Below are 23,997 nucleotides of genomic sequence, written 5' to 3'. Positions count from 1 at the left end.
GCAGCCCGAATAGATTCCTATACTGGTGCTGTTATCGATAGGAGGAGATGGCGGTGGCTGTGGACGGTCTGACCCTGGCGGGCATCCTGACTGAGATCCAGATTCTTGAAGACGGTCGCATCGAGCGCCTCTATCAACCGGAGGATCGGGATTTAGAGATTCGCATACGCCTGCCTGGGCGGTCGATCCGCCTCCGGATCAGCGCTGACGCCGGGGCGGCCCGTCTCCACACAGTGGAAGGCGAACGCCCGCCGTCCTCTGGTGATCCCTCCCCTTTCCTGGCCCTTGCCCGGCGCCGCCTCGAAGGCGGGCGCGTCCGGTACATCCGGCAGGTGGGCATGGAGCGGATCGTGCGGATCGGGGTCGAGAGTCGCAGTGACCTAGGCGACCCCGAGTGGTACGATGTGGTGGTGGAGATCATGGGCCGCCACAGCAATATCATCCTGGTGGCTCACGAAGATGACGAAATCCGGGGAGAGGAAGGGCCGGCCCGGGGCCGGGTGGTGGACGCGATTGTTCGCGTCAGCCCGGGGATAAGCCGACATCGGCTGGTGCTGCCCGGCCGCCCCTACATTCCGCCTCCGGAACAACATAAAATCGACCCTCGGGAGGAGACCTGGGAGGGATTTTTTCGCTGGGTGGGTTCCCGGGGGGCGAATTTGACCGCGAAAGATTTGATGGGCCGGTATCAAGGCATCGGGCCGGCGGCGGCCGAGGAGTGGATGCACCGGGCCCTAAAGCGGGCATCCGAGGACAATCGTGGAGCCTTCTCGCAAGCTCTTTGGGCGGCGATTTCCCAGAGTGCGGCAGAAGTGTCGGCGGGGCGATTCGCACCTTGCATCGCCTACGACGGAAACGGAACCCCCAAGGTGGTCTCCGGGATTTACCTGCATCATTGGGAATCGCGGGGGCGTGTGGTCCCTTTTGACACGGTGAACGCCGCGGTGGCGATTTTCTACGCGGATCGCATGGATAGGGCGGCTTCGGGGTTGGCCCAGTCCTTGACCACGGTCGTCCGAGGGGCGTTGAGTGCCCTGGAACATCGCATGGCCCGCTGGAATGAACAGTTGCAACAGGCGGCAGAGGCCGATCAATGGCGGCGGTACGGAGAGTTGGTGACCGCGTATTTGCACGTGGTGCCCCGGGGGGCCCGGGAAGTGACCCTGCCCGACCCGTACAGTGAAACGGGCGGCACCGTCACTGTACCCTTGGATCCCGGGCTTTCTCCGGCGGATAATGCTCAACAGTTCTTTCGGCGCTACCAAAAGCTCAAGCGGACCCGAGAGGTGGTGACAGACCATCTGGAACAGGCCCGTCGGGACGCGGAGTACCTGGAATCGGTTCTGGTCGCCTTGGAGCACGCGGATGAGCAAGAGTTGGAAGAGATTCAGGAAGAACTTCGTGGACAAGGATTTCTCCGGGCCCGGCGCCGCGGGGGGGCGAAGCCGCGGGAGAAACGGGATCAGGCTGGAAGTCCCATGCATTTTATCTCCTCCGAGGGCATCGATATTTTCGTCGGTAAAAACAACCGGCAGAATGACGAACTGACGACAAAGACCGCTCACAAACAGGACACATGGCTTCATGCCCAAAATATCCCCGGCTCCCATGTGGTGATTCGCAGCCGGGAGGTTCCCCCGAAAACCCTGGAGGAAGCCGCTCGTTTGGCGGCGTATTACAGCAAGGCCCGGCACGCGGGGACTGTGGCAGTGGATTATACCCTGGTCAAACACGTGTGGAAGCCCACCGGCGCCCGACCGGGGTTCGTGCTGTACGACCACCAGAAAACGGTGTTTGTACCCCCGGATCCCGCCTTGGCCGAACGGCTGCGGGCGGATCGAGTCCCGAGGTGATGAGAGAGGAGGCGGGAGCGTGGCGCTCATTGAAGTCCGCCACTTGGTCAAGGAATTCCGCCGGCCGGCGCCGACCCAAGGACGGTTCAAGACGTTGCGCCGGCTGGTGCGACCGGTGTTCACGATCCACCGGGCGGTGAACGATCTGAGCTTTGCCATCGAAAAAGGCGAGTTGGTGGGTTTTCTCGGCCCCAACGGCGCCGGGAAGTCCACGACGATCAAAATGCTCACGGGCATTCTCATGCCCACCTCCGGGGAAATCGCGGTGGGAGGATTGCATCCCGCCCGGGACCGCCGCAAACACGCCCGGCAAATCGGTGTGTTGTTTGGGCAGAAAACCCAGCTTTGGTGGGATATTCCGACCATTGAGAGCCTCAAAACGCTCCGGGCGATCTACGGGGTGCCCGATGGAGTGTGGAACAGAAACATGGAATTGTTTCGGGAACTTTTGGCCTTAGACGAGTTTGAACAGGTTCCGGTGCGCCAGCTCAGCCTCGGCCAGCGGATGCGGGCGGACCTCGCCGCCGCCTTGCTTCACGACCCGCAGATTTTGTTCTTGGATGAGCCCACCATCGGGGTGGACGTGCTCGCCAAAGAAAGGCTCCGCACCTTCATTCGCACCATCAACCGGGAACGGAAGGTGACGGTCATCCTGACCACCCACGACATGGGGGACATTGAAAAGCTCTGTTCCCGTGTGCTCATCATCGACCGGGGATCGCTGCTATACGACGGGGAGACCGAAGCCCTGCGGGAGCAGTTCGGGGGTTACCGCACTTTGGCGGTGTATCCGGAGGAAGTAACTGGATCGACCCGTGGACCCGGATGGCTCGATCTGTTTGACGACGAATGGCGGGGGGCCTTTGGAGTTGTGAGAATCGAATGGGATGCCCACCGGGTGCTCTTTCGTTTCAATCCGCGCCAAACCTCGGTGGGAGATCTCATCGCCGCCGTGGCCGAACGGATGCCCGTTCGAGACCTCTTGGTGGAAGACGTCCCCATCGAAGACATTGTCCGGTCGATTTACCTTCAAGGAGAACAGATGCGAAAGGGAGAACTGTCGGTGGCCGTCGCCGCGGCGGCTATGGACTCTCAAAGCCCCCGAGCGAGCGCCGAGGCCGGGGCCGGTCCCGAGATCAATCGTGGGCCCCGGCGTGAGACGGGGTGACCGGGATGTCCAGAGAGAGTCTCGCCCTGCCAGGCGTGTTTATCCGCCAGGCGTTCTTAAAATGGACCGCGTACCGCACGGCGTTTTGGGTGGATGTGTTCAGCCGGCTGCTTCAGATTTATGTGATGTACACCGTGTGGAGCTTGCTGTACAAAGAAAAGCCCTCAGCCTTTGGTGCGCTGTCATTCGAACAGGTTTTCGGATACGCCGTGGTGGGGATTTTGCTTGGGGCAATTCTGAGCCTCGACGAAGGACCCCACATTCGCATCGCCGAACGGGTGCGCACCGGAATGATCGCCGTGGAGTTGATGAAACCGATCTCTTTTGTCCGTTTGGTGGCCTTGGAGTCCTTCGGAGATTTGGCGATCCGCGTGGCCCTTTACGCAGCCATCCCATACCTTTTCGCCCTCATTGTTTTTCGCATTCCTGTGCCGCAGACGCCGGGCCAGGCGGCCTTGTTCCTGACCAGCCTGGTGCTCAGCACGGTGGTTCAGTTCTTTGCGCACTTTTTGTTCGGTCTGATCTCGTTTTATACCCTGGATCTGGTCGGGTTCCAGTTCGCGTACTGGGCCATGGTGCGATTTTTCTCCGGCCAGTGGATTCCGATCTATATGTATCCCGAAGCCCTCAAGCCCTTTTTATACGCCCTGCCGTTCCAGGCGATGTTTGCAACGCCCCAATCGATCTACGTCGGACAGTTGCACGGTTGGGCGGCGACCACGGCCATCCTCATCCAAGGGATTTGGGCCCTGGTGCTGGGAGGCGCGGCCCTCTGGGCATGGCGGCGTTTGCAGCGCCACGTCGTGATCCAGGGAGGATGAAGGAGGTGAGTGAGTCCATGGCACAGGTGTTTCGAGAGGTCGCAGGACTGGGGCGGGCTTGGAGAGCGATGCTCCGAGCGGCTTTCCTTTCCCGGGTGGCATACCGGGCTGACCTTTGGGTAGGGATCGTCGGCGTCTTCGTCCTCAACGGGGCGACCCTGGGGACCACCTGGGTCTTATTAAAACGGTTCGACCGCCTCGGCGGCTGGGGATTTTACGACATCCTGTTTTTATATAACCTTTGGCTCATTGGCCACGGACTTCGGGTTATCCTGTTCCGCCATGTGGGTCAGTTGGAAACCTACATCATCGAAGGCACTTTCGACCAGTTTCTCCTCCGCCCGGTGTCCCCGCTGCTTCAATTCCTCAGCCGGGAGGTTCATTATCTCGGTCTGGGGGACGTTTTGGTGTCTTCCACGGGAATTGCCCTGGCCTACCATCACTTGGGGATGCACTGGAGTGGGGGAACGTGGCTGTGGTTTTTGGTGGTCGCCGTCAGTGCCGCCGCCGTGGAACTCGGGCTCATCCTGCTCTTGGCCTCTACGGCGTTTTGGACCGGGCGTTCGACCCCTTTGGTTAACACCGCCACCCAGTTCAGCTTCGGGGTGGTTCAGCAGTACCCGATTCATATCTTCGGCCGCCCCCTTCAGGCCATCGTGACCATCTTTCTCCCTTTTGCCTTCATGAACTATTACCCATCTTTATACTTTCTGGGGAAGGCCCAGGGCTATGGAATCCTACCCATCATATCGCCCCTCGTGGCGCTGGTCCTTCTTGTGACCGCCAGCATCGTGTGGCGACGGGGGCTCAAAGTGTACACGAGCACCGGATCGTGAGCGCCTGGGGCCGGCCATTGGCCGACCCGGGCGCCACCCATCTATGCTACGCGAAAGCTTTCTTCAGTTCCGCCGCCGCCTCTTCCGGGCGAATCATGGTCAGACACTCCTCGTGAAGCATCTTGAAATAGTTCACCTCATTGGTCCCCAAAGCGGACAACAGGGTCCTCGGCACCACCCGGACCTGCAGTCGGTAATGCTCCCGGTCTTCTTCCATGCCGGAGAACAGCGTCAAGTTAAAGCCCGGGAATCCTTTTTCTGCAAAATATCCGAACACCGTTTGCAGGCCTTCCGCCAAATCCCGCCACCGCTCTGGTACGAGTTCCTCGACCTGAGCAGCATCTTCCGCGACCCCCACCACTTCGATCAGCCCCCGGGGCGCATAGGCGATGAGCCAGTCCACTTTCCCCCTCCGACCCAAGTAGCGTTCGGCCTTTTCTTTTTCCACCGCCACGAGGCTCGGCCAATACGATACTTGATGGGTTTTGTAAAACTGTGCGCTGGCCTGGAGGAGCGTGTCGTGATAATTGGTGGGCTCATGTCCCGCAACGATCTGATAATGCGGGTGAATGATGCTAGCCCCGGCCACAGGCATGTAGTTCCAGTTCAGAGAGAAATATCGCTTGGTTCCCGGGTAGGCACGGCTGAGGGCCCGGGCATAGTCACCCGCGGTCAGAAAACCGTCCATGAGATAATCGGCGGTCAACTCCGACATCCGGACATAGTGTTGATTTGAAAATACGGCAACGGCGCTGTTTTCATCATAGGGGAAAATATTGGGGAACAACACCGACTCCCCCCGGGTGAAGCGCCCCTCCGGAGACACCTCGGGCAGATACTTCGGTGTCACTTCCATCACTCGGGGTCGACAAAAGGGGCAGGTTTGGGCTGTTTGTTCCGCCATCTCCGTCATATCTGGAGGCGGCGGCATATGTACCGGATAGTCGAGAATCCGGGTGCGAATCCCAGTCAGTGGGTCTTTCCGGATCTGGGTGGTCCGCCGAGTGATCTCCCAGTTCTTCGTCGGATCTTGAAACACCGTCACGCTATCTTCCGACAAAAATTCGATCACTATAGTCACCTCTCGTGGAATGAGGATTTTTGCATCCTACGGACAGTATACAAAAGTGTGCAGGCGACCGGCCAGAGGCTGCCTCGATTCGGCCATCACGATCCGAGGCAGATGCGATCGAGAATCACCGGACGCCGGGGCACAGGATCCCGAGACAGGATGATCGCCGAACGAACCTCCCGCTCTGCAAGGTCCAGATCCTGGCGAGACCGGGCGTGGATGACGGCCAGAGGCTCCCCGCCCTGAAGCCGGTCCCCCACTTTTCCGCCCAGCACCACACCGACAGAGAGATCCACTACATCTTCCTTTCGCCGGCGTCCCGCACCAAGACTTTGCACCAAGCGTCCCAACCGTTTGGGATCGATATCCTGGATGTAGCCGCCCGCCGCGGCCGTCACCACCCGCACATAGGCGGCCTTGGGAAGGAAGCGGCGGGGATCTTCCGCCACCCGACCGTCTCCGCCCTGGGCTTCGATCCAGCGGCGAAACATCTCCAGGGCTTCCCCCCGGTCCAATTTCACTTCCAGAAGTCGCCGGGCCTCAGCCGCGTCCACTTCCACCCCCGCCATCCGCACCATCTCCGCCCCGATTGCCACAGACAGTTCGCGCAACTCGCCCCTAGCTTTTCCTTGCAGCACTTCCACCGCCTCGATCACCTCAAGGGCATTGCCGATCGCCAATCCCAAAGGCTGATTCATATCGGTCAGAAACGCCGTCACTTCCCGCCCCATCCGAATGCCCAGGCGAACCATCCGTTCCGAAAGGTCCCGGGCACTCGGTTCGTCAGGTAAAAGGGCGCCCCGACCCACCTTCACGTCCAAGACAATCTTGTCCGCCCCTCCGGCGATCTTTTTGCTCATCACAGAACTGGCGATCAGGGCCGGCGATTCCACCGTCGCCGTCACGTCCCGGAGGGCGTACAATTTTTGATCCGCCGGCGTCAGTTCCCGGGACTGAGCCGTCAGCGCCAGGCCGATGCGCCGCACCTGGGTGACGAATTCATCCGGAGTGAGGTGGGTCCGAAAGCCCGGGATCGACTCCAGTTTATCGATCGTCCCTCCGGTGTACCCGAGTCCCCGGCCGGACATCTTCGCCACGGCGACTCCCGCAGACGCCACCAGGGGCAACAAAACGAGCGTCGTGGTGTCGGCGACGCCACCCGTGCTGTGCTTGTCCAGTTTCACCCCAGGGACCGAAGACAGGTCCACAACCCCGCCGCTCCGGACCATCGCCCGGGTCAGCGCCGCCGTTTCCCTTTCATTCATGCCCTGAAAGTACACCGCCATCAGGAAGGCGGCCATCTGGTAATCCGGAACAACGCCCCGGACATACCCCTGGACCAATTCATCGATCTCTTCGTCACCCAGCTCCTCGCCATCCCGCTTCCTGCGGATGAGATCGGGCACATGCATACGCACCCCTCCGTTCCGGGCTACCTGGGACCGGTAGGATCGCCACCTTGACTTTTTAATCCTGTATGCGGTCTGTATCGAGAAAAAAACCGTTGGGCAACAGATCCGCCGGCGTATGCTTCGCCACCTCGGAACCGTCTTGGTTGGCGAGCAGAATTCTGGCGTTCGGGGCCAGCTCCCATATCACTTGGCGACACGCGCCACACGGCGAAATCGGGCGCACAGTGGATCCGGCCACCGCCAGGGCAACAATATCCTCAGCCCCCTCGGTGTACGCCTTGAACAAGGCGACTCGTTCGGCGCACATGGACAAGCCGTACACCGAAAGTTCGATGTTCGCCCCGATAAACACTCGGCCGTCTGACGCCAGCGCGGCGGCGCCGACGGCAAAACCGGAGTAGTCGGCCCTTGCGCGACTTGCGGCACTGCTGGCTTGCTCCACCAGGTCGCGGTCCACTTCGGTCATCCTCGTCCCTCCAGGGTGGTTCTGACACCATTGTAGCGCACCGAGGCCACGAACATAGTGAGCCGCAGGCCTATTTCACGTTGGAGCCGCGGAGATAGAAAATTTCCTCATCGTGTTCAAAAAGTTTGACCTTAACGTAGCCAAGTTGACGCTCGATACTGTCCAACCGGTGCTCCATTCGATCCAACCGCTCTTCCACCCGATCCAACCGCTCTTCCACCCGGTCTAAACGCTCTTCCACCCGATCCAAGCGAGCCTCCACCTGGTCTAACCGCTCCTCAATGCGGTCCAAGCGCTGCCCGATTCCCTCAACCACCACGTAGACCCGCGAGATCTCCTTATTGGTGTTCTCCAGTACCGCCGTGATCCCTCGCGCAAACTCGCCGAGAATGCGGCGCAATGTTTGTTCATCCACCCAGGAATCCCCCGCTTTCGCCATTTCCTGGCCCAGGCACAAACAACGGAGAGGCATCGAACAACCTAGGCAGAAAACATGTGTTCCCTATCGATTTCATCATACCATAACCCGGCCCTTGAGACAACCGTCTGAAGAAATTTTTTGAACGGTCCCTACGATTCCGGGTCCACGGGTGGAGCCGAGAGACCCCCCTCAACCTTGTCCCGATCCGGCAGTCGGAGCCGAACCGGCATCCGCCCGAACCCGCTGGCGCCTCACCGCCCCGGCGACATTCACCATCACCACCCCGGCTACAGCAATCACCCCACCCAGGGTGCTCCACACCCCGGGCAGCTCTCCCAACCACACCCATCCGATGAGAATGGCGAGCAGCGGATTGAGATACAGTGAACTGGCCACCAGCCCTGCCGGTGCAGACTTTAAGGCGATCGCCCAGGCCACGTAGGCCACCGCCGCCGGGAACACCCCAATGTACACGCACACCCACGTGGCCGCCCCGGGGGCATGGGCCATCGCTTCCCCCAGCCCCGGGGCAAACCACAGCATGGGCAGCGTGCCGAACCAGGTGAACCACGCTGTCAAATCGATCGCCCCATAGCGCGCAAAAAGCGGCTTTTGCCCCACGAAAAAAATCGCCGTGGCCACGGCGGACAGAAGGATCAGCCAAGCCCCTGCCGTCACCCGATGCCCTCCGCCCGACCCCACGGTCATCAAGGCCACCCCACCAAACCCGACGAGCACTCCCAGCCAGCCTATGCCGTTCAAACGCTCTCCCAAAGCGATCACGGCGATCAGCGCCGTAAAGGCCGGCGCGGCGGCGATGAGTAAACTCGCGGTCCCCGCATCCACCGTCAGCTCACCAAAAGTCAGAGCGATATGATAAATCGAAATCCCCGTCCAACCCAAGGCCGCCACCGCAAGTAAATCCCGGCCTCTCGGCACCTGAACGCCCCTGACCAACGCGTATACGACAAACACCGCCGAAGCGCTGAGAAAGCGCAGCAGCACCACATGCCCGGGAGAATAGCCACTGAGCAGCGCCGCCCGGATACCCGCAAAGGCTGACGACCAAAATGCCAAGGTGACGACCACGGCCACCACCGCCGCCGAGTTGTGCCGGCGATGGACGGAGCGATAAGACATCGATGAATGAGACATGAACAAGTTCCTCTCACGATTTTATAAAATCAGGTCCTCCGTCGCCCCCGCCATACTCCTCCATCATACCAGTTTTGGTGCACCGCGGCACCCGATAAAAAAAGCCCTTCCGCCGCCATGCGGCAAAAGAGCCCCATCGCCCTCCCGCTCAGTGTTCGCAATCACACCCGCCGTGGTCATGGTGATGGCCGTGATGATGATGGATCCCATGGACGTGCGGGCCGGTCCCTTCAAGGACCTGCTCCACATCCACCGGCGTCAACTCCCGGTGCAGGTATTTTTGTATAGCTTCCTCCACCGTCCCGCGAACACCGGTATAGACCTCGATGGACTCCCGGGCCAGCTTGCTCACCGCACCGGCCCCGAGCCCCCCCACGATCACCGCATCCACACCCAGCCTGGCCAGAAATCCGACCAGTGCCCCGTGCTGATGGCCTTCGGTATCCACCACCCGCCGCTCCTTGACTGATTCTCCTTCAATGTCACAAATCGTAAAGGCCCGGGTCTGGCCAAAATGTCCGCCGACTCGATCCCCTTCCGTTGCGATCGCCAATCTCATCGTTCGCCTCTCCTTTTTTAATCCATAGTGACCGCCGCACCTTCGGCAGCGCGGCCGCCCACAAAATCCGCGTCCCGGCCCTGACCGCTGGTCGACACACCCGCAAGCCCGGGCGGGTCCACCACCGGGTAAAATCACGGCATAATTTCCACCGTGAATGCGAATCCCCTTTCCATGAAGGAGAGCATCCGCCACCTTCTCCCTCGCTGCCTTCACAATGCGCTGAAACGTCCCCCGGGAAACCCCCATTTGCTCGGCCGCATCGCCTTGTTCCAACTGTACCCAGTCCGCCAGGCGAAGGGCTTCCACCTCTTCAAGGGTTAGCGTCACTTCACCCGGTTCCGACGCTTGGTCCCCGGGCGCAGGCATTGGAGCAAAAAACGAAGCAAGGGGAACAAACCCAACCCGTCGGCATTTTTTCGGCCTCGGCATTTTTCACCTCCATTCATCATTTATTATGAGCATATGCACATTATAAGCGCAAAAACCAAAGGGCTCAAGACCCCCTCTGCTTCATTCATCGTTGCAATACGACGTAATAATGCTCGTGATCCCAAGTCGGTGATGAACACGACGTCGACCTCCGGGACTTCCCCCAATCCCTGTTCCGCGTCGGCAGGCACGTATTCCACATTCTTGACCATTGCCGCCGACTAGTGACTATCCTGAGAAGTGCGAAAGTGAGCACACTTCTGCTGGGGAACATGGATAAACAAAGCCGCCTCGACGGTGACCAAGGCGGCTGCTATGAATCAAGGCTTGATGTTCCCCCAAGTTGGACAAAACCATCAGCTTTCTACAGCCCGCGTCGGCACTCCCCGCAAGGTGTCCTTGACGGGGCATACCCGCTCGACGTGGGCGAGAAGTTCTCTCACCCGCTCCGGGGCCGACGGCGATTCGACGTGCACCTGATAGCGGATTTCTTGAAAACCCGGGCGAACATTCGGCTGCTTTTCCTGAAATCCGTCGGGATCCAGGTCCCCCTCGACCCGAATTTCCACTCCCCTGACCTCCACGCCGTGGTGAGGGGCCAAAGAAGTGATCAGGACATTCAGACATCCTCCCAGCGCCGCGAGAACCAACTCGACTGGATTCGGCCCGAGATCCGTTCCACCCAGCACAGCAGGCTCGTCGATCGTCACTTCATGACCGCGAATCCGGGCCGAAGATCGAACCCGATCCCCGGACCACGAGATATCAGCTACAAAGGTTTGTTTTGCCATATCTATCCCTCCAAAAATAGACCTTGATCCTACTATACACATATTAGTCCGATAGGACAAGTATAATTGATTTCTATTCCATAAACTGCAGCTAGGCGCAGGGATTTGGTTGCATGATGCATCACAAACCTTTACTGACGGCCCATCATCGCATACAGTGAGGATGAGAACAACAGGCAAAGTCAAGGGGCGGATGGAGGGACGAGCCTTGTTGGGAGCCATCGAAGCTGGGGGGACCAAATTCGTCTGTGGAATCGGGGACGATCGAGGCCGGATCGTGGACCAGATCACCATCCCGACGACAGTGCCGGAAGAAACCCTGGGTCGAGTAGCCGAGTATTTTCAGGACAAGGCCATTCGCGCCCTGGGGCTCGGGTGCTTCGGGCCCCTCGACCTCGATCCGGCCAGCCCGACTTACGGATCCCTCACCAGCACGCCGAAACTGGCGTGGCGAGGCTTCAACATCCTGGCCAACCTGCGGCGGCGCCTGGCTGTCCCCATCGCCATCGATACCGACGTCAACGCCGCCATCCTGGCTGAACACCGGTGGGGCGCGGCCCAAGGATTGCACACCGCCCTGTATCTCACCGTGGGGACCGGGATCGGGGGCGGTATCCTCGCCGAGGGTCAAATTCTTCACGGCATGATGCACCCCGAGGCCGGACATGTGATCGTTCGGAGGGCAGCCGGGGATAACTTTCCCGGCGTGTGTCCCGCCCACGGGGATTGTTTAGAAGGAATGGCGTCCGGCCCGGCCATCGAGAAGCGTTGGGGATCGAAAGGCCGCGATCTTCCTCTGGACCATCCGGCCTGGGATCTGGAGGCTGGCTACCTCGCCCAGGGACTTGTCACGTACATCTGCGTACTTTCTCCCCAACGGATCCTCCTCGGGGGCGGCGTGATGCAACAGGCCGATCTGTTCCCACGGATTCGCCACAAAGTCGGGGAGATGTTAAATGGATACATCCAGCGCCCCGAGATTGTCGCGAACATCGATGACTATATCGTCCCCCCGGGCCTGGGCACAAAATCCGGGTTGTGCGGCGGACTGGCCCTGGCCATGAAAGCCGCCGAAGCGCGAAAGGAAGGATGAGGAATGCCGCCGATGACCAGATTATCGTCCAAGGTCCGGGGAAACCGTCTCATGGTGTTGCAAGGGCCGTGGATTCTTCGCTTCGATCAAACCGGGCGGTTCCTTTCGGCCTCGGGACCCGGCCGGGCGGTGCGCCGGGGGCTCGACGACCGGTTGGTCCGCACACGGACCCTCCCCGTCCGAGGGTTGCTGGGCCGGAGATACGAAGTCCTCGAAGCCGGCGAGAAACCCGCATTTTACCGCCGGGTGTACAGCGCCGCTTTATCCTCTCTCGCATCGCTCCCCCGGGATGAGGCCCGGGTGTGGCAGGATCGACTCGTCCGCTGGACTCCCGAAGCTTTGACAACGGACCGGGAGGCCTTTGACGACGTATATCTACCCATCAGCATCCTCCCTCCGGATCAATACCACGCATTGGTCGTGCAGATCACCCACGGATGCTCCTACAACCGATGCCTCTTTTGTGACTTTTACCGGGACCGGCGGTTTCACGTCAAGACCCCCGAGGAGTTGGATCGGCACCTGGAGCGCCTCCGAGCGTTCATGGGGCGGCGCATCGAGGAGCGAAGCGGGATTTTTCTCGGGGATGGCAATGCCTTCGTGGTGCCGACAGCGCGGCTCATCGGGATGCTCGAACAGATCCGGCGGACCCTGGGAGACAATGTGGCCGGGGAATTTTACACCTTTATGGATACATTCACATTGGAGCACAAATCCCCCCAAGGGCTGCGGCGCATCTACGACCACGGCCTGCGCACCGTGTACACCGGACTCGAAACCGGGGCGGATCGACTCCGGGCATTTTTGCGCAAACCGGGAACGGCGCGGGAGGCGGTTCACGCCTTGAACGCCTTGAAAGAGGTCGGCTTCCGGCTCGGGGTGATCCTTCTCGTGGGCGCCGGAGGCCCCGCCTTTGCCGAGGAGCATCTGGACGGGACGCTGGAGGCCCTCCGCAACCTCCACCTCACATCCGAAGACGTGATTTTTCTCTCCCCTTTTATGGAGCCCGAGGACACCGATTACGAAAGCCAGGCCCGGGCCGCCGGCCTGACGACCTTCTCAGAGCCCGAGACAGCACGGGAACTCCATCGCTGGCAGCAGGCTCTCGCCGATCTTCCCGCCAGAATCACCCTCTACTCCATCAAGGAGCACCTCTACTTCTAACCCCTTTCCCGCCCATGGCTGGCAGACCGCCTGCACCTGCAGCAGAGGATGACGGAAATACAGACCTTGCACAGCCAGGCAAAGGCCCAATCGGAAGAGTTGGGCCACCTTTTGCCCCCGAGATCCCCTCCCTCCAGGGCCAGGGGACGCGGATGGACGTCCGCATCCCCTTGCTGGCCTAACCCCCCGGAAAAGAGAGCGCCAAGTGGAACCGGAAGAAAGGAAAATCCGCGTATTGTTGGTGGACGACAGCCCCGTCCTCTCGCAGGCGCCTGCTCGTTCGCCCTTCCGCAGACTCTCCATCACTGACCCAACCAGCCGTTTACCACACTCTGGTTCTCACCAATCCACTTCTTTGCCGCGGCCGCCGGATCCATCCCTTGATCAGCGATGTACGATTCCAGGGTGCCCAGCTGTTGATCCGTCATCTTAAAGTTTTTCAACCAGCCCGCGACTTGGGCATCTTTCGTTTGGAAGGACTTTGAAGCGAGCACGTGAATTTGCTCGGCACCCCCCATCGCTCCTTTGGGATCCTGGAGATACTTGAGCTGCCATTTGGTAAACATCCAGTGGGGACTCCAGGCGGTCACCACGATGGGCTGTTTCGCCTGGTAAGCCTTATCTAGCGCGCTGAGCATCGCCGCCTCACTGGAGGACTGCAATTTGAGAGACAATCCATACTGGGGGATCACCTTCTCCTGAACTGTCTTCATCTCCCCGGCCCCGGCGTCGATGCCCGTGATGACCCCGTTGAATTCGCTCTTGTGGACCTCTAAGTCCGCAATGCTGTTGACGTCCTGCACATAGGTCGGAACCGCCAGGCCGATTTTGGCGTCCCCTTGGTACCAAACCCCGTAATCATCCAGTTGATTTTTGTATTTATCCCAATAAGCTTGGTGAGTGTTTGGCAGCCAGGCGTCCAGAAATACATCCAGCTGGCCGTTCGCCAATCCGGCAAACAGGGGCCCCGCATCCGATTGTTTGAGATTAACCGCGTATCCTTTGTTCTCCAGAATAACTTTCCAGAGATTGGACACGGCGATATCCTCTGCCCAAGGCACGTATCCGATGGTCACGGTGCCCGCTTGTCCATTCCCTGCCCCCGAGTTTGGGGAAGAACTGGTATTGCCGCATGCGGCCACCCCCACGGCCAGGGCTGCAGCTGCCAAGACGCCGATCCACCGTTTGAACATTTTACTGGTTCGCTGATTCACCTTCTCATCCCTTTCACTTCAAAATCCCGAAACGCGACACCCGCGGCATCGGGGCCGAACAACCCCGTAACCCCGAACACCCCTCCTCACGCTGTGCGGCCCGGAGTCCTGCGCTTTGCGAAGGTCGCCGTCAGCCGGTCGAGGATCATCGCCAAAACCACCACCGACACCCCGTATTCAAAGCCGCTTCCGGTGTTGAGCTGTCCCAAAGCCCGGTTTACGCCGTCCCCGAGGCCGCCAGCCCCGATCAAGGACGCGATCACCACCATCGACAGAGACAACATAATGGTCTGGTTCACCCCCGCCATCATGGTGGGCAGGGCCAGGGGCAGCTGCACCTTAGTCAACATCTGCCCCCGGGAGGCGCCAAAGGCCTCTCCCGCCTCGATCAACCCGCCGGGAACTTGACGGATTCCCAAGTCTGTAAGCCGGATCGCCGGAGGCATGGCAAAAATCACCGTGGCAAACACGGCGGGCATGACGCCGATACCGAAGAAGGCCATGGCCGGCAGCAGATACACAAAAGAAGGCATCGTCTGCATGAAATCGAGAATGGGAAAAATCGCGGCGTGCACCCGGGCGTTGGCCGCCGACCAAATCCCTAGGGGGATTCCCACCAGCAAACTTAGAAGCGTAGCGATCAGAACCAGGCTCAGGGTCAACAAAAAGTCGCTCCACAGCCCGAGATTGAACACCAGCAGGAGCCCGATCGCGCTCCCCAGGGCCAACTTCCAGCCCTTTTGCCACCCGGCCGCCGCCCAGCCAATCCCCACCGCCACGATCATCACCAGCCACCACGGCAGCATTAGCAAGAATCCATCCAGGCCGTTTACCGCCGCCGTCACCACCCCGGCGATGACGGAAAAAAGCGGTCCCAGGGCGTGTTCCGCCCAGCTTACAGATGCATCAACCCAATGCGCCAGCGGAATCTTGGGCACGATTGCCACCCCCTTTAGCAGCCAGGGCTTCTAAAACCGCCCCGCGAACCACGATGCCCTTTAGCCGCCCTTCCAGGTCGGTCACCGCCACCGGGGTTCTTCCCGCCGCCAGGATCGGCAAAAGTTTTTCCACCGGAGTCTCTGGATCCACCCGTTCAAAATCCCTCGATACGATGGCCTCTAACCGCGTTTCCCCTTTCTCCGCCGCCGCAAAGGCATCATCGGCAGACACCAGACCCGCCAACCGGGCATCCCGCCCAACCACAAACAGACTCGAGATCCCCGCTTGACGCATCCGGTGCAACGCCACCCGCGGCCCATCCTTCAAGGTCACCACCGGTTCCGGGTGTTTCATGACGTCGGCGGCGGTGAGGATTTTGGCGATGTCCGCCCCCCGCACGAACCGGGCCACATACTCGTCCGCCGGCCGGCTGACCACCTCTTCCGGTGTGCCGATCTGCACGACTTCCCCGTCCCGCATCAGGGCGATGCGGTCCCCGAGTTTAAGAGCCTCGTTCAGATCGTGGGTGACGAATACGATCGTCTTTCCCATCTGCTGTTGGAGTTTCAGCAACTCGTCCTGCATCTCTTCGCGGATCAGCGGATCAAGCGCCGAGAAGGCTTCGTCCATGAGCAAAATGTCCGGATCGTTGCACAACGCCCGAGCCAGACCCACCCGCTGCTGCATACCACCGCTCAACTCATGGGGATAGTGATCTGCCCATCCGCCGAGCCCCACCAGCTCCAGCGCCTCCTGGGCCCGGCGGCGCCGCTCCCCTTTGGCCACCTTTTGGACCTCGAGACCGAAGGCGACGTTGGCCAGCACCGTGCGATGTGGAAACAGCGCAAACTGCTGAAAGACCATGGCCATGCGCCGCTGGCGAAGTCTTCGTAGACTGCGGTCATCCATCCTGGTGATCTCTTCTTCTCCCACCCAGATCCGCCCTGCCGTGGGCTCGATCAACCGGTTGATGCAGCGGAGCAGAGTGGATTTTCCGCTCCCGGACAGCCCCATGACCACAAAAATTTCTCCCGGGTAGACCTCGAGACTGACCCGGTTCACGGCGACGTTCTGACCGGTTTTTTGTCGGACCGCATCCCGTGTGTCCCCCCGATCGACCAAAGGCATCGCCCGTTGCGGATGCGGACCGAATACCTTGGTAACTTTAGACAAACGAAGGACCGGGGTCGGACCCTTCGACCGCAGGCGATTTACCCCATTGCCTATGCCCCCCTCTCCAGACCTGCCGTATCGATAAACGTACACGCTGGAAGTTGAACCAGCAGACACACAACTCCGTTCGACAGACGATATGCAGGCAACTTTATAATAACATTAAGTTGCTTTTTTAGCAATGAAAAAGGCAGTGCCTGTCAAGGCCTGCCACCTTTTCACCACGCCCAATTATTCTCGAAGGCGTCCCCGGGCAGCTCAAGGCTGAGCCGGTCACATGTTATACCCGTCGATGAGCACCTCGAGCTGGCCCGTCGTCGGGTCCACCACCAGACCGTGAACGGGGAGATCCCGGGGAATCAGCGGATGTTGGCGGATCATCTCCACACTGTGGGCCACGGCCTCTTCAACCCGGTCAAATCCCGTCAGCCAACCTTCAAGATCGATGCCCGCCCCCTTCAGCGTATCCAATCGTTCCGGGGGAATCCCCCGGGTCTGCGCCCGCTCCAAAACCAGTTCGGGCCGCAATCCGATCATGCCGCAATCGTGGTGCCCGATCACGAGAATTTCTTCCACGCCAAGCTGATACACGCCCACCATGATGCTCCGCATCGCCCCGCCAAAGGGATGAGAAATCAGCGCACCGGCCGTTTTGACAAACTTCGCGTCTCCATTGTGCAGGTTCATCGCCCGGGGCAACAATTCGACCAGCCGGGCGTCCATACAAGTGACCACCAGAACCTTTTTCTTGGGGTATTTTGATTGCGGGATCTCCGCATAGCTGCGGTTCTGGACGAATTCTCGATTGAATGCCAAGGTTTCTGCAAGGAACGACATAGATTCCCCTCCTTTGACTCCAAGTATATCTTGTCCGCATCCTCCGAGCCATGAAAGGGAGGCACACCTGTGACGCCGAGCACGCGCATGAGTGGACGGATCTGGTAAAATTTAAAGGCGAGAGGGCCAAGCCATTCATCGGAACTCTCGAAAGGAAGGGGTAGAGATGTCCAAAGTTCCAACCGCGCCTTCACCCGCCACCTGGGCGGATTTTTATGGACCCAATCTCGGGTATGTCCTGGAATGGTACGATCGCTACACCCGGGATCCGGATTCGGTGGACCCGGAAACCCGGGCGCTGTTCGATCGTTTGGGGCCACCCCCCGTCGGCGAGATCATTGCGCCCGGCGAAGCGAAGCGGACAGCGGCCGACCGCCCGACCATCGACCCCGGCGTGATCACCAAGCTGACCGCGGCGACCCGGCTGATCAGCAACATCCGGATCTACGGCCATCTGGAGGCACGAATCTACCCGCTGGGGGATGAACGCCCTGCCGTTCCTTTTCTTCGGCCGGAGGCTTACGGGATTACAGAGAACGACCTGTCCACCCTCCCCGCCTCCTGGGTCTTGCCCGAGGCTCCGGCAGATGCCCGCACAGCCCTGGATGTGGTACGAGCTCTGCGCCGCCGGTACACCGGGCCCATCGCCTACGAGTTCGCGCACGTCTTTCGCGAAGAAGAACGGCGCTGGCTCCAGGCCCAGGTCGAATCGGGTGCGTTCCTGGCCCCGAAGCCGCCGGAGGAGCAGAAGCGGCTACTTCGCCGCCTGATCGAGGTGGAGGAGTTCGAAACGTTTCTCCACAAGACCTTCGTGGGACAGAAGCGATTCTCCATTGAAGGTGTGGACATGTTGGTTCCCATGGTGGATGCCGTGATCCGGGGTGCAGCCCGGTTTGGCGCCCGCCAAGTGTTCATCGGCATGGCCCACCGGGGGCGGCTCAATGTCCTCGCCCACGTTCTCGATAAGCCCTACGCAAAAATCTTCGCCGAGTTTCACGCCTCGCCGAACAAAGACCTGGTCCCTTCAGAAGGTTCCATGGGGATCAATTACGGGTGGACCGGGGATGTGCGATATCATCTCGGAGCTCGGCATGAAGATGAGGCGGTGCATCTGCGCCTGACCCTGGCCAACAACCCCAGCCACCTGGAGTTCGTCAACCCCGTGGTAGAAGGATTTACGAGAGCCGCCCAGGAGGACAGAAGCCGGCCGGGGCTGCCCGGTCAGGATTTGGATGGCGCCTGGGCCCTGCTCATCCACGGGGACGCGGCCTTTCCCGGAGAAGGGGTGGTGGCGGAAACCCTCAACCTCTCGGGGCTCGCCGGGTACCGTACCGGAGGCACCCTTCACATCATCACGAATAATTTGCTCGGCTTCACCACAGAACGGGCGGACGATCGCTCCACCCGGTACGCCAGCGATCTCGCCAAGGGGTTCGAAATCCCGGTGGTGCACGTGAACGCCGACGAACCCGAAGCGTGTCTGGCGGCGGTGGAACTTGCCGTGGAATATCGGCGGCGATTTCACAAAGATTTTCTCATCGATCTGGTGGGGTATCGGCGTTGGGGACACAACGAAAGTGACGATCCCGCCATGACCCAACCGGTTCTCTACAGCAAAATCAACGCCCATCCCTCGGTGGGGAACCTGTATGGACACCGCCTGGCCGATGCCGGAACGATTCGATCGGAAGAGGCGAGGCAGATGAGGGAGGAGGTCCAGGAGCATTTGCGCCGGGCCTATGCCGAAGTCACCTCCGAGTCGGTGCATCCCGACATCCCGGATCCCGGGGGCGAGGATCCCGAACTCCCGGAGAATACCGGCGTCCCCGAGGAGCGACTCGCCATCATCAACGAGGCCCTCACCGCTTATCCGGAAGGATTCCGGGTCTATCCGAAAGTCGACCGGATTTTGAAGCGGCGGCAGAGCCATTTTCGGGAAGGAGGAGGGATCGATTGGGGGCACGCCGAGGCTCTGGCCCTGGGCAGCATCCTCCTGGACGGGGTGCCCATCCGGATCAGCGGCCAGGACACCCAGCGGGGCACCTTTGGCCATCGTTTAGCGGTGCTCCACGACCTGCAGACCGGGGAGCCCTTCGTGCCTTTGCAACATCTTCCGGAGTCTCGAGTCTCCTTTGCCATCTACAACAGCCCGCTGACGGAGACGGCTGTGATGGGATTTGAGTACGGGTACAGCGTACAGGCGCCGGAGACGTTGGTGATCTGGGAAGCGCAGTTTGGGGATTTTGCCAATGTCGGCCAGGTCATATTCGATCAGTTTCTGGCCTCGGGCCGGGCCAAATGGGGACAGACCTCGGGCATGGTGGTGCTTTTGCCCCACGGATATGAAGGACAGGGGCCGGAACACTCCAGCGCTCGGTTGGAGCGATTTCTCCAGTTATCCGCCGAACACAACTGGACCGTTGCCAACCCCACCACCTCGGCCCAGTATTTTCACCTTCTCCGGCTGCAGGCTTGGCGACTGCAACACGCCCCCCGGCCCCTGGTGGTGTTGACGCCAAAAAGTTTACTCCGCCATCCCCGGGCCGCTTCGGAAAAGGCGGAGTTCACCAGCGGGCGGTTTCAACCTGTCCTGGACGATCCCCGTCGGGACATAAGCCGGTCGGCCATCAAACGGGTGCTTTTGTGTTCAGGGAAAATATCTGTGGATTTGTTCGCCGCCCTGGAAAAAGACCCGGAGGCCGGCGGGTCCCTCGGGGTGGTACGGGTGGAACAGTTGTATCCTTTTCCCAAAGAAGAGTTGTCCCGGATTCTCGCCGGTTACCCCGGGGCCGAGGAAGTCGTGTGGGTCCAGGAAGAACCGCGCAATATGGGATCTTGGGCCTATGTGGCCCCCCGGATGCAGGCCCTTCTTCCGCCGGGACAGGCCCTGAAATATGTGGGGCGACCGGAGCGGTCGAGCCCGGCCGAAGGGCTTGCCGACGCTCACGGCGCGACCCAGGCGAAGATTGTTCAGCAGGCCTTGCAGCATTAAAGAAACAAGGAGGGGTTTTCTGTGGCAGACATCAAGGTACCCGAGCTCGGGGAGTCCATCGTCGAGGCCGCAATCCTGAGTTGGCGTAAAAATGAGGGCGATCCGGTGGCCAAGGGGGAAACGGTGGTTGAGTTAGAAACGGACAAAGTGAATGTAGAGGTGGCATCCGAGGAAGACGGCGTGTTGGAGGCGATTCTGAAACCGGCGGGAGAGACGGTCTCCGTCGGGGAAACCATCGCCCGGATCCGATCGGGTGCTGCCGGCCAGGCGGCTCAGCAAGTCCCGAACCAACCAGCCCGGGGCCAGGAGCCCACCCCTCTGGAAACCAAGCACTCTAACGCCGGGGAAAAGGGCCTGGCGGTGGAATCCCGCCCAGTCGAAGCCTCCCAGGGCAAAACCGGGCCCCAGACGGCGGATAATCCCTTACCCGCCGCCCTGGACCAGGCGACGGCCCCCTCCTCGGTCACGCCGCCGACCCCGAGGACCCCTTCCCAGCGCCGAAAGGCTCGTCAGGCTGATGGTCCCCAGGCCGCACCAGCAACTTCTGCGGCCCGGACAGAGGTTGTTCGAGAAGCCACGGCCCCTACGGCCCCCGTGGCCCCGGGCACGACGACCGCGTCCCCCTTGCGGCCGGATGAAGATCGGATTCCCATGACCCGCAGGCGCCAAACCATCGCCCGGCGACTCCTGGAGGCCAAACAGTCCACGGCTATGTTGACGACCTTTAATGAGATCGACATGTCCGCGGTCTTGGATCTCCGCCGTCGGCGAAAGGACCAGTTCAAAGAAGAGCACGGCGTGGGACTCGGATTTATGTCTTTTTTCACCAAGGCGGCGGTGGGCGCCCTCAAAGCTTTTCCCATGTTGAACGCGGAAATAGAGGGCAACGAGATCGTCGTGAAACACCATTACGACATCGGCATCGCCGTCGCCACCCCCGCCGGCTTGGTGGTGCCGGTGGTGCGGGACGCCGATCGCCTCACCTTTGCCGAGATCGAATCCCGGATCGCCGATCTGGCGAAGCGGGCCCGGGAAGGGACTCTGCACCCTCAAGAACTTCAGGGCGGCACGTTTACGATCACCAACGGCGGGGTGTTCGGGTCTCTCTTTTCCACCCCTATCCTCAACCCGCCCCAGGTGGGGATTCTCGGGATGCACGCCATTAAAGAGCGTCCCGTCGCCGTGGAGGGCCAGATTGTCCTGCGGCCGATGATGTACGTGGCCCTTTCCTACGATCACCGCATCGTCGACGGGGCCGAGGCGGTTCAGTTCCTGGTCAAGGTCAAAGAGATGGTGGAAGACCCGGAGACACTGTTGCTGGAAGGTTGACGGGAAACGGGGCCGGTGTTCACCGGCCCGTGCGTGCCCTTCGCCGGCGGGTGATGGTATCGATGGTCACGGCGATGAGGAGAATCGATCCTTCGATCACATATTTCACACTGGAAGGGGCGCTCAACAAGTCCATTCCGTTCTCGATACTCCCGATGACCAAAGCGCCGGCCAAGGCGTTGTACACGAAACCCCGCCCGCCAAACAAACTGGTGCCCCCAATGACCGCGGCGGCGATGGAATCAAGGAGAAGGTTCCCGCCGCCGGAGGCCGGCGAGGCGGAGCCCAGCCGGGATGCCCCGAGGATTCCGCCGATCGCCCCGAGAGTGGAGGCAAGGGTAAACACGGCAATCCGAACTGTTCCCAGCCGGATTCCGGCCCGGCGGGCCGCTTCGGGGTTACCGCCAAGGGCGTAGACGTGCCGACCAAAAGGTGTAGCTTGGGTGATAAATGTAAACAAAGCCACAAAGGCGACGAGGATCAGGCCGGACAGCGGCAGGCCCCGATACCCGTTTAACACCGCCACCGTCACCACGCACAGCGCGCCGACCACGGCGGCCCGAAGGGCGGTCTCCTTGGCCGAGGGCGCCGACAAGCCCCGGGATCGCCGCAGGGCCCGACCCCGAAAGACTCCCCAGGCGTAAGCGATGGTGACGAGAACGGCCAAGGCCCATCCCGCCCCCGAGGGGACATAGGAGGACGCGATGGAGAGCAGGGAGCCATTTTGCAGGGGCACCGTTCCCTCCTGTCCCAACATAGCTAGGAGAATGCCCTGATACCCCAGGGACCCGGCCAGAGTGACGATGAACGAGGGCACGCCGATCACCGTCACCCAAAACCCCTGAAACGCTCCAATGGCGGCCCCGCAGGCCACCGACGCCAACACGGCGGGCCAGGCCCCCCATCCTCCGTCCGCAGCCAGAACCAGGACGCCCGCCGCTACACCACTGACCGCCGCAATCGACAAATCGATTTCTCCGAGCAGGAGAATGAAGGTCTCCCCCACCGCCAACATCCCGATTTCTGCGATCTGCAAGACAAGGTTGGACAGATTACGGCCGGAGAGAAAATTCCCATTCACGGCTTGGAAAACGATCCAAATGACGATCAGCCCGATCACCACGGGTAACAGTCCCAGATCTCCCTCGGCCCAGCGGGCCCGCATGCGGTGCCATAAGGAGACATCGGAAGCCGCTTCCGATTCCAGTCGGGCGGCTGCCTGCAGCATCTGCTGCTCGTTCACTTCCCCGCCACCTCCACCGCCGCCCCGGTGATGGCGGCCACCACTTCCTCGGGCGACGTGTTTTCCTTGAGAAAAGTCGCCGCCGTCCTCCCGAGGCGCAAGACGACAATGCGATGGGCAATCTGAAACACATCATGCAAATTGTGAGAAATCACCATAACCCCCACGCCCTCCCCGGCGAGCCGCACAATCAGGTCCAACACCGCCCGGGTTTGGGCCACCCCCAAGGCGGCAGTCGGTTCATCGAGAAGGACGATGTTCGATCCCCACAACACCGCCCGGGCCACGGCCACCGTCTGCCGCTGTCCTCCCGAGAGCCGGGACACCGGGGTGGACAAAGGCGGAAGGCGAATCCCGAGCTTTTGCAACACCGGGATCGCCGCCTCCTCCATCTCCGCTTTCCTCAGGACATGCAATAGACGGGGGATCACCGGCCGCGTGCGCTCCCGGCCGAGAAACAGGTTTGAAACAATATCTAAATTGTCGCATAATGCTAAATCCTGATAGACCGTCTGAATCCCCAGGCGCTCCGCATCCGCTGGGCCGGACAAGGTCACCCGGCGACCGTCTACAAAGATTTTACCGCCGTCCGGTCGCTCAACCCCGGAGATGATCTTAACGGTGGTAGATTTACCCGCACCATTGTCGCCCACTAAGGCCACCACTTCGCCGGGCCAGCCGGCGCCCACGGCCGTGCCTGCCGGCATGGCGATATCGTAGCCCAGGTGCAGGCCGGGCTGGCTGCGATAGATCGACACTCCGCGCCAGTCGTAGAAGCCTCCCGTCACCTCAGCCATATGGTAGCGGCGGCGCAGGATCTCCAACAGACCCTCGAGGCCCCGGGCGGGGGCGCTGGGGCTGGCCTGTGGGGGCAGCCCGTAGCGTCGGCGCAGCGTCCTTTCCACGGCCGGTACCTCGGTGCTGCGCACCTCGGCCATAACCGGCAGGGAGACCAGCATCAGCGCCAGCAGGATCCAGAGCCTCACGGTCAGCATAAATCCAGTAGGGCCAGGGAAGGTTCCCGGCC

Annotated in this window: 21 protein-coding genes; 8 read left to right on the top strand and 13 right to left on the bottom strand. The window is 60.8% G+C overall.

Going from position 1 to position 23,997, the window contains the following annotated elements; all coding sequences use genetic code 11:
• Window positions 1–53: 53 nt before the first annotated feature.
• Genes K6T64_RS07265 through K6T64_RS07250 form a run of 4 tightly spaced genes read left to right on the top strand, consistent with a single transcriptional unit; the run spans window position 54 to window position 4,678 of the window.
• Window positions 54–1,853 carry an Rqc2 family fibronectin-binding protein gene (locus tag K6T64_RS07265; RefSeq protein WP_288009295.1) on the top strand — a complete coding sequence of 600 codons (1,800 nt, stop codon included), beginning with the start codon at window positions 54–56 and terminating at the stop codon, window positions 1,851–1,853.
• 19 nt (window positions 1,854–1,872) lie between these two features.
• On the top strand, window positions 1,873–3,021 hold the full coding sequence (locus K6T64_RS07260; protein WP_288009293.1) for an ABC transporter ATP-binding protein: 1,149 nt from the start codon (window positions 1,873–1,875) through the stop codon (window positions 3,019–3,021).
• Window positions 3,022–3,026: 5 nt separating this feature from the next.
• Window positions 3,027–3,842: an ABC transporter permease gene (locus tag K6T64_RS07255; protein ID WP_288009291.1), complete on the top strand. Its 816-nt coding sequence runs from the start codon at window positions 3,027–3,029 to the stop codon at window positions 3,840–3,842.
• 5 nt (window positions 3,843–3,847) lie between these two features.
• Window positions 3,848–4,678 carry an ABC transporter permease gene (locus K6T64_RS07250; RefSeq protein ID WP_288009290.1) on the top strand — a complete coding sequence of 277 codons (831 nt, stop codon included), beginning with the start codon at window positions 3,848–3,850 and terminating at the stop codon, window positions 4,676–4,678.
• A 46-nt stretch (window positions 4,679–4,724) separates the two neighbouring features.
• Here K6T64_RS07250 and K6T64_RS07245 read toward each other — a convergent pair whose 3' ends face one another.
• The 7 genes from K6T64_RS07245 to K6T64_RS07215 form a co-directional block, all read right to left on the bottom strand.
• A complete protein-coding gene (locus K6T64_RS07245) occupies window positions 4,725–5,750 on the bottom strand; it encodes a hypothetical protein (protein ID WP_288009288.1) in 1,026 nt (341 codons plus the stop codon).
• A 95-nt stretch (window positions 5,751–5,845) separates the two neighbouring features.
• The gene (locus tag K6T64_RS07240; protein ID WP_288009287.1) at window positions 5,846–7,162 is read right to left on the bottom strand and encodes a thymidine phosphorylase; all 1,317 of its coding nucleotides are present in this window, start codon (window positions 7,160–7,162) and stop codon (window positions 5,846–5,848) included.
• Between the two features lie 55 nt (window positions 7,163–7,217).
• The gene (gene cdd, locus K6T64_RS07235; protein WP_288009286.1) at window positions 7,218–7,628 is read right to left on the bottom strand and encodes a cytidine deaminase; all 411 of its coding nucleotides are present in this window, start codon (window positions 7,626–7,628) and stop codon (window positions 7,218–7,220) included.
• 70 nt (window positions 7,629–7,698) lie between these two features.
• Window positions 7,699–8,043, bottom strand: a complete 345-nt coding sequence (locus tag K6T64_RS07230; protein ID WP_288009284.1) for a hypothetical protein — start codon at window positions 8,041–8,043, stop codon at window positions 7,699–7,701.
• A 195-nt stretch (window positions 8,044–8,238) separates the two neighbouring features.
• Window positions 8,239–9,204 carry a DMT family transporter gene (locus K6T64_RS07225; protein WP_288009282.1) on the bottom strand — a complete coding sequence of 322 codons (966 nt, stop codon included), beginning with the start codon at window positions 9,202–9,204 and terminating at the stop codon, window positions 8,239–8,241.
• A 148-nt stretch (window positions 9,205–9,352) separates the two neighbouring features.
• Window positions 9,353–10,195 carry a DUF134 domain-containing protein gene (locus K6T64_RS07220; protein WP_288009281.1) on the bottom strand — a complete coding sequence of 281 codons (843 nt, stop codon included), beginning with the start codon at window positions 10,193–10,195 and terminating at the stop codon, window positions 9,353–9,355.
• A 356-nt stretch (window positions 10,196–10,551) separates the two neighbouring features.
• Window positions 10,552–10,986, bottom strand: coding sequence for an OsmC family protein (locus tag K6T64_RS07215; protein ID WP_288009279.1), 435 nt, complete (start codon window positions 10,984–10,986; stop codon window positions 10,552–10,554).
• Between the two features lie 208 nt (window positions 10,987–11,194).
• On the opposite strand from K6T64_RS07215, the gene K6T64_RS07210 reads away from it, so the two are divergent.
• Window positions 11,195–12,079 (top strand): ROK family protein, encoded by an 885-nt coding sequence (locus K6T64_RS07210; RefSeq protein WP_288009277.1) that lies wholly within the window; start codon window positions 11,195–11,197, stop codon window positions 12,077–12,079.
• A 12-nt stretch (window positions 12,080–12,091) separates the two neighbouring features.
• Entirely contained in the window at window positions 12,092–13,243 is a 1,152-nt protein-coding gene (locus K6T64_RS07205) for a radical SAM protein (protein ID WP_288009276.1), read from the top strand.
• A 302-nt stretch (window positions 13,244–13,545) separates the two neighbouring features.
• Here K6T64_RS07205 and K6T64_RS07200 read toward each other — a convergent pair whose 3' ends face one another.
• The 4 genes from K6T64_RS07200 to K6T64_RS07185 form a co-directional block, all read right to left on the bottom strand.
• Complete coding sequence (locus K6T64_RS07200; protein WP_288009275.1) at window positions 13,546–14,457, bottom strand: glycine betaine ABC transporter substrate-binding protein; 912 nt, start codon at window positions 14,455–14,457, stop codon at window positions 13,546–13,548.
• An 86-nt stretch (window positions 14,458–14,543) separates the two neighbouring features.
• A complete protein-coding gene (locus K6T64_RS07195) occupies window positions 14,544–15,395 on the bottom strand; it encodes an ABC transporter permease (protein WP_288009273.1) in 852 nt (283 codons plus the stop codon).
• Window positions 15,364–16,524, bottom strand: coding sequence for a quaternary amine ABC transporter ATP-binding protein (locus K6T64_RS07190; RefSeq protein ID WP_288009271.1), 1,161 nt, complete (start codon window positions 16,522–16,524; stop codon window positions 15,364–15,366). Before K6T64_RS07190 ends, K6T64_RS07195 begins: the two co-directional genes overlap by 32 nt.
• A 318-nt stretch (window positions 16,525–16,842) precedes the next feature.
• On the bottom strand, window positions 16,843–17,406 hold the full coding sequence (locus K6T64_RS07185) for a beta-class carbonic anhydrase (protein ID WP_288009270.1): 564 nt from the start codon (window positions 17,404–17,406) through the stop codon (window positions 16,843–16,845).
• A gap of 166 nt (window positions 17,407–17,572) precedes the next feature.
• Here K6T64_RS07185 and K6T64_RS07180 point away from each other — a divergent pair, with 166 nt between their 5' ends.
• Together K6T64_RS07180 and odhB are read left to right on the top strand one after the other, a co-directional pair.
• A complete protein-coding gene (locus K6T64_RS07180; RefSeq protein ID WP_288009268.1) occupies window positions 17,573–20,398 on the top strand; it encodes a 2-oxoglutarate dehydrogenase E1 component in 2,826 nt (941 codons plus the stop codon).
• Window positions 20,399–20,419: 21 nt separating this feature from the next.
• Complete coding sequence (odhB, locus tag K6T64_RS07175) at window positions 20,420–21,727, top strand: 2-oxoglutarate dehydrogenase complex dihydrolipoyllysine-residue succinyltransferase (RefSeq protein ID WP_288009266.1); 1,308 nt, start codon at window positions 20,420–20,422, stop codon at window positions 21,725–21,727.
• Between the two features lie 19 nt (window positions 21,728–21,746).
• Here odhB and K6T64_RS07170 read toward each other — a convergent pair whose 3' ends face one another.
• Both K6T64_RS07170 and K6T64_RS07165 read right to left on the bottom strand, forming a co-directional pair.
• A complete protein-coding gene (locus K6T64_RS07170; protein ID WP_232796574.1) occupies window positions 21,747–22,970 on the bottom strand; it encodes a sugar ABC transporter permease in 1,224 nt (407 codons plus the stop codon).
• Window positions 22,967–23,997: ATP-binding cassette domain-containing protein (locus K6T64_RS07165; protein ID WP_288009265.1), on the bottom strand; the 1,031-nt coding region annotated here is incomplete at its 5' end. The genes K6T64_RS07165 and K6T64_RS07170, both read right to left, overlap by 4 nt.

Origin of the sequence: Kyrpidia sp. (genome assembly GCF_023512215.1) — a bacterium.
GTDB lineage: Bacteria > Bacillota > Bacilli > Kyrpidiales > Kyrpidiaceae > Kyrpidia > Kyrpidia spormannii.
This window is presented reverse-complemented; position numbering and strand designations above follow the sequence as displayed.

Bases quoted from the DNA above. Each gene is read 5' to 3' on its own strand.
- K6T64_RS07255 (WP_288009291.1), top strand. From the start codon at position 3,027: ATGTCCAGAGAGAGTCTCGCCCTGCCAGGCGTGTTTATCCGCCAGGCG.
- K6T64_RS07240 (WP_288009287.1), bottom strand. From the start codon at position 7,162: ATGCATGTGCCCGATCTCATCCGCAGGAAGCGGGATGGCGAGGAGCTG.
- cdd (WP_288009286.1), bottom strand. From the start codon at position 7,628: ATGACCGAAGTGGACCGCGACCTGGTGGAGCAAGCCAGCAGTGCCGCA.
- K6T64_RS07225 (WP_288009282.1), bottom strand. From the start codon at position 9,204: ATGTCTCATTCATCGATGTCTTATCGCTCCGTCCATCGCCGGCACAAC.
- K6T64_RS07220 (WP_288009281.1), bottom strand. From the start codon at position 10,195: ATGCCGAGGCCGAAAAAATGCCGACGGGTTGGGTTTGTTCCCCTTGCT.
- K6T64_RS07215 (WP_288009279.1), bottom strand. From the start codon at position 10,986: ATGGCAAAACAAACCTTTGTAGCTGATATCTCGTGGTCCGGGGATCGG.
- K6T64_RS07205 (WP_288009276.1), top strand. From the start codon at position 12,092: ATGACCAGATTATCGTCCAAGGTCCGGGGAAACCGTCTCATGGTGTTG.
- K6T64_RS07190 (WP_288009271.1), bottom strand. From the start codon at position 16,524: ATGCCTTTGGTCGATCGGGGGGACACACGGGATGCGGTCCGACAAAAA.
- K6T64_RS07185 (WP_288009270.1), bottom strand. From the start codon at position 17,406: ATGTCGTTCCTTGCAGAAACCTTGGCATTCAATCGAGAATTCGTCCAG.
- K6T64_RS07180 (WP_288009268.1), top strand. From the start codon at position 17,573: ATGTCCAAAGTTCCAACCGCGCCTTCACCCGCCACCTGGGCGGATTTT.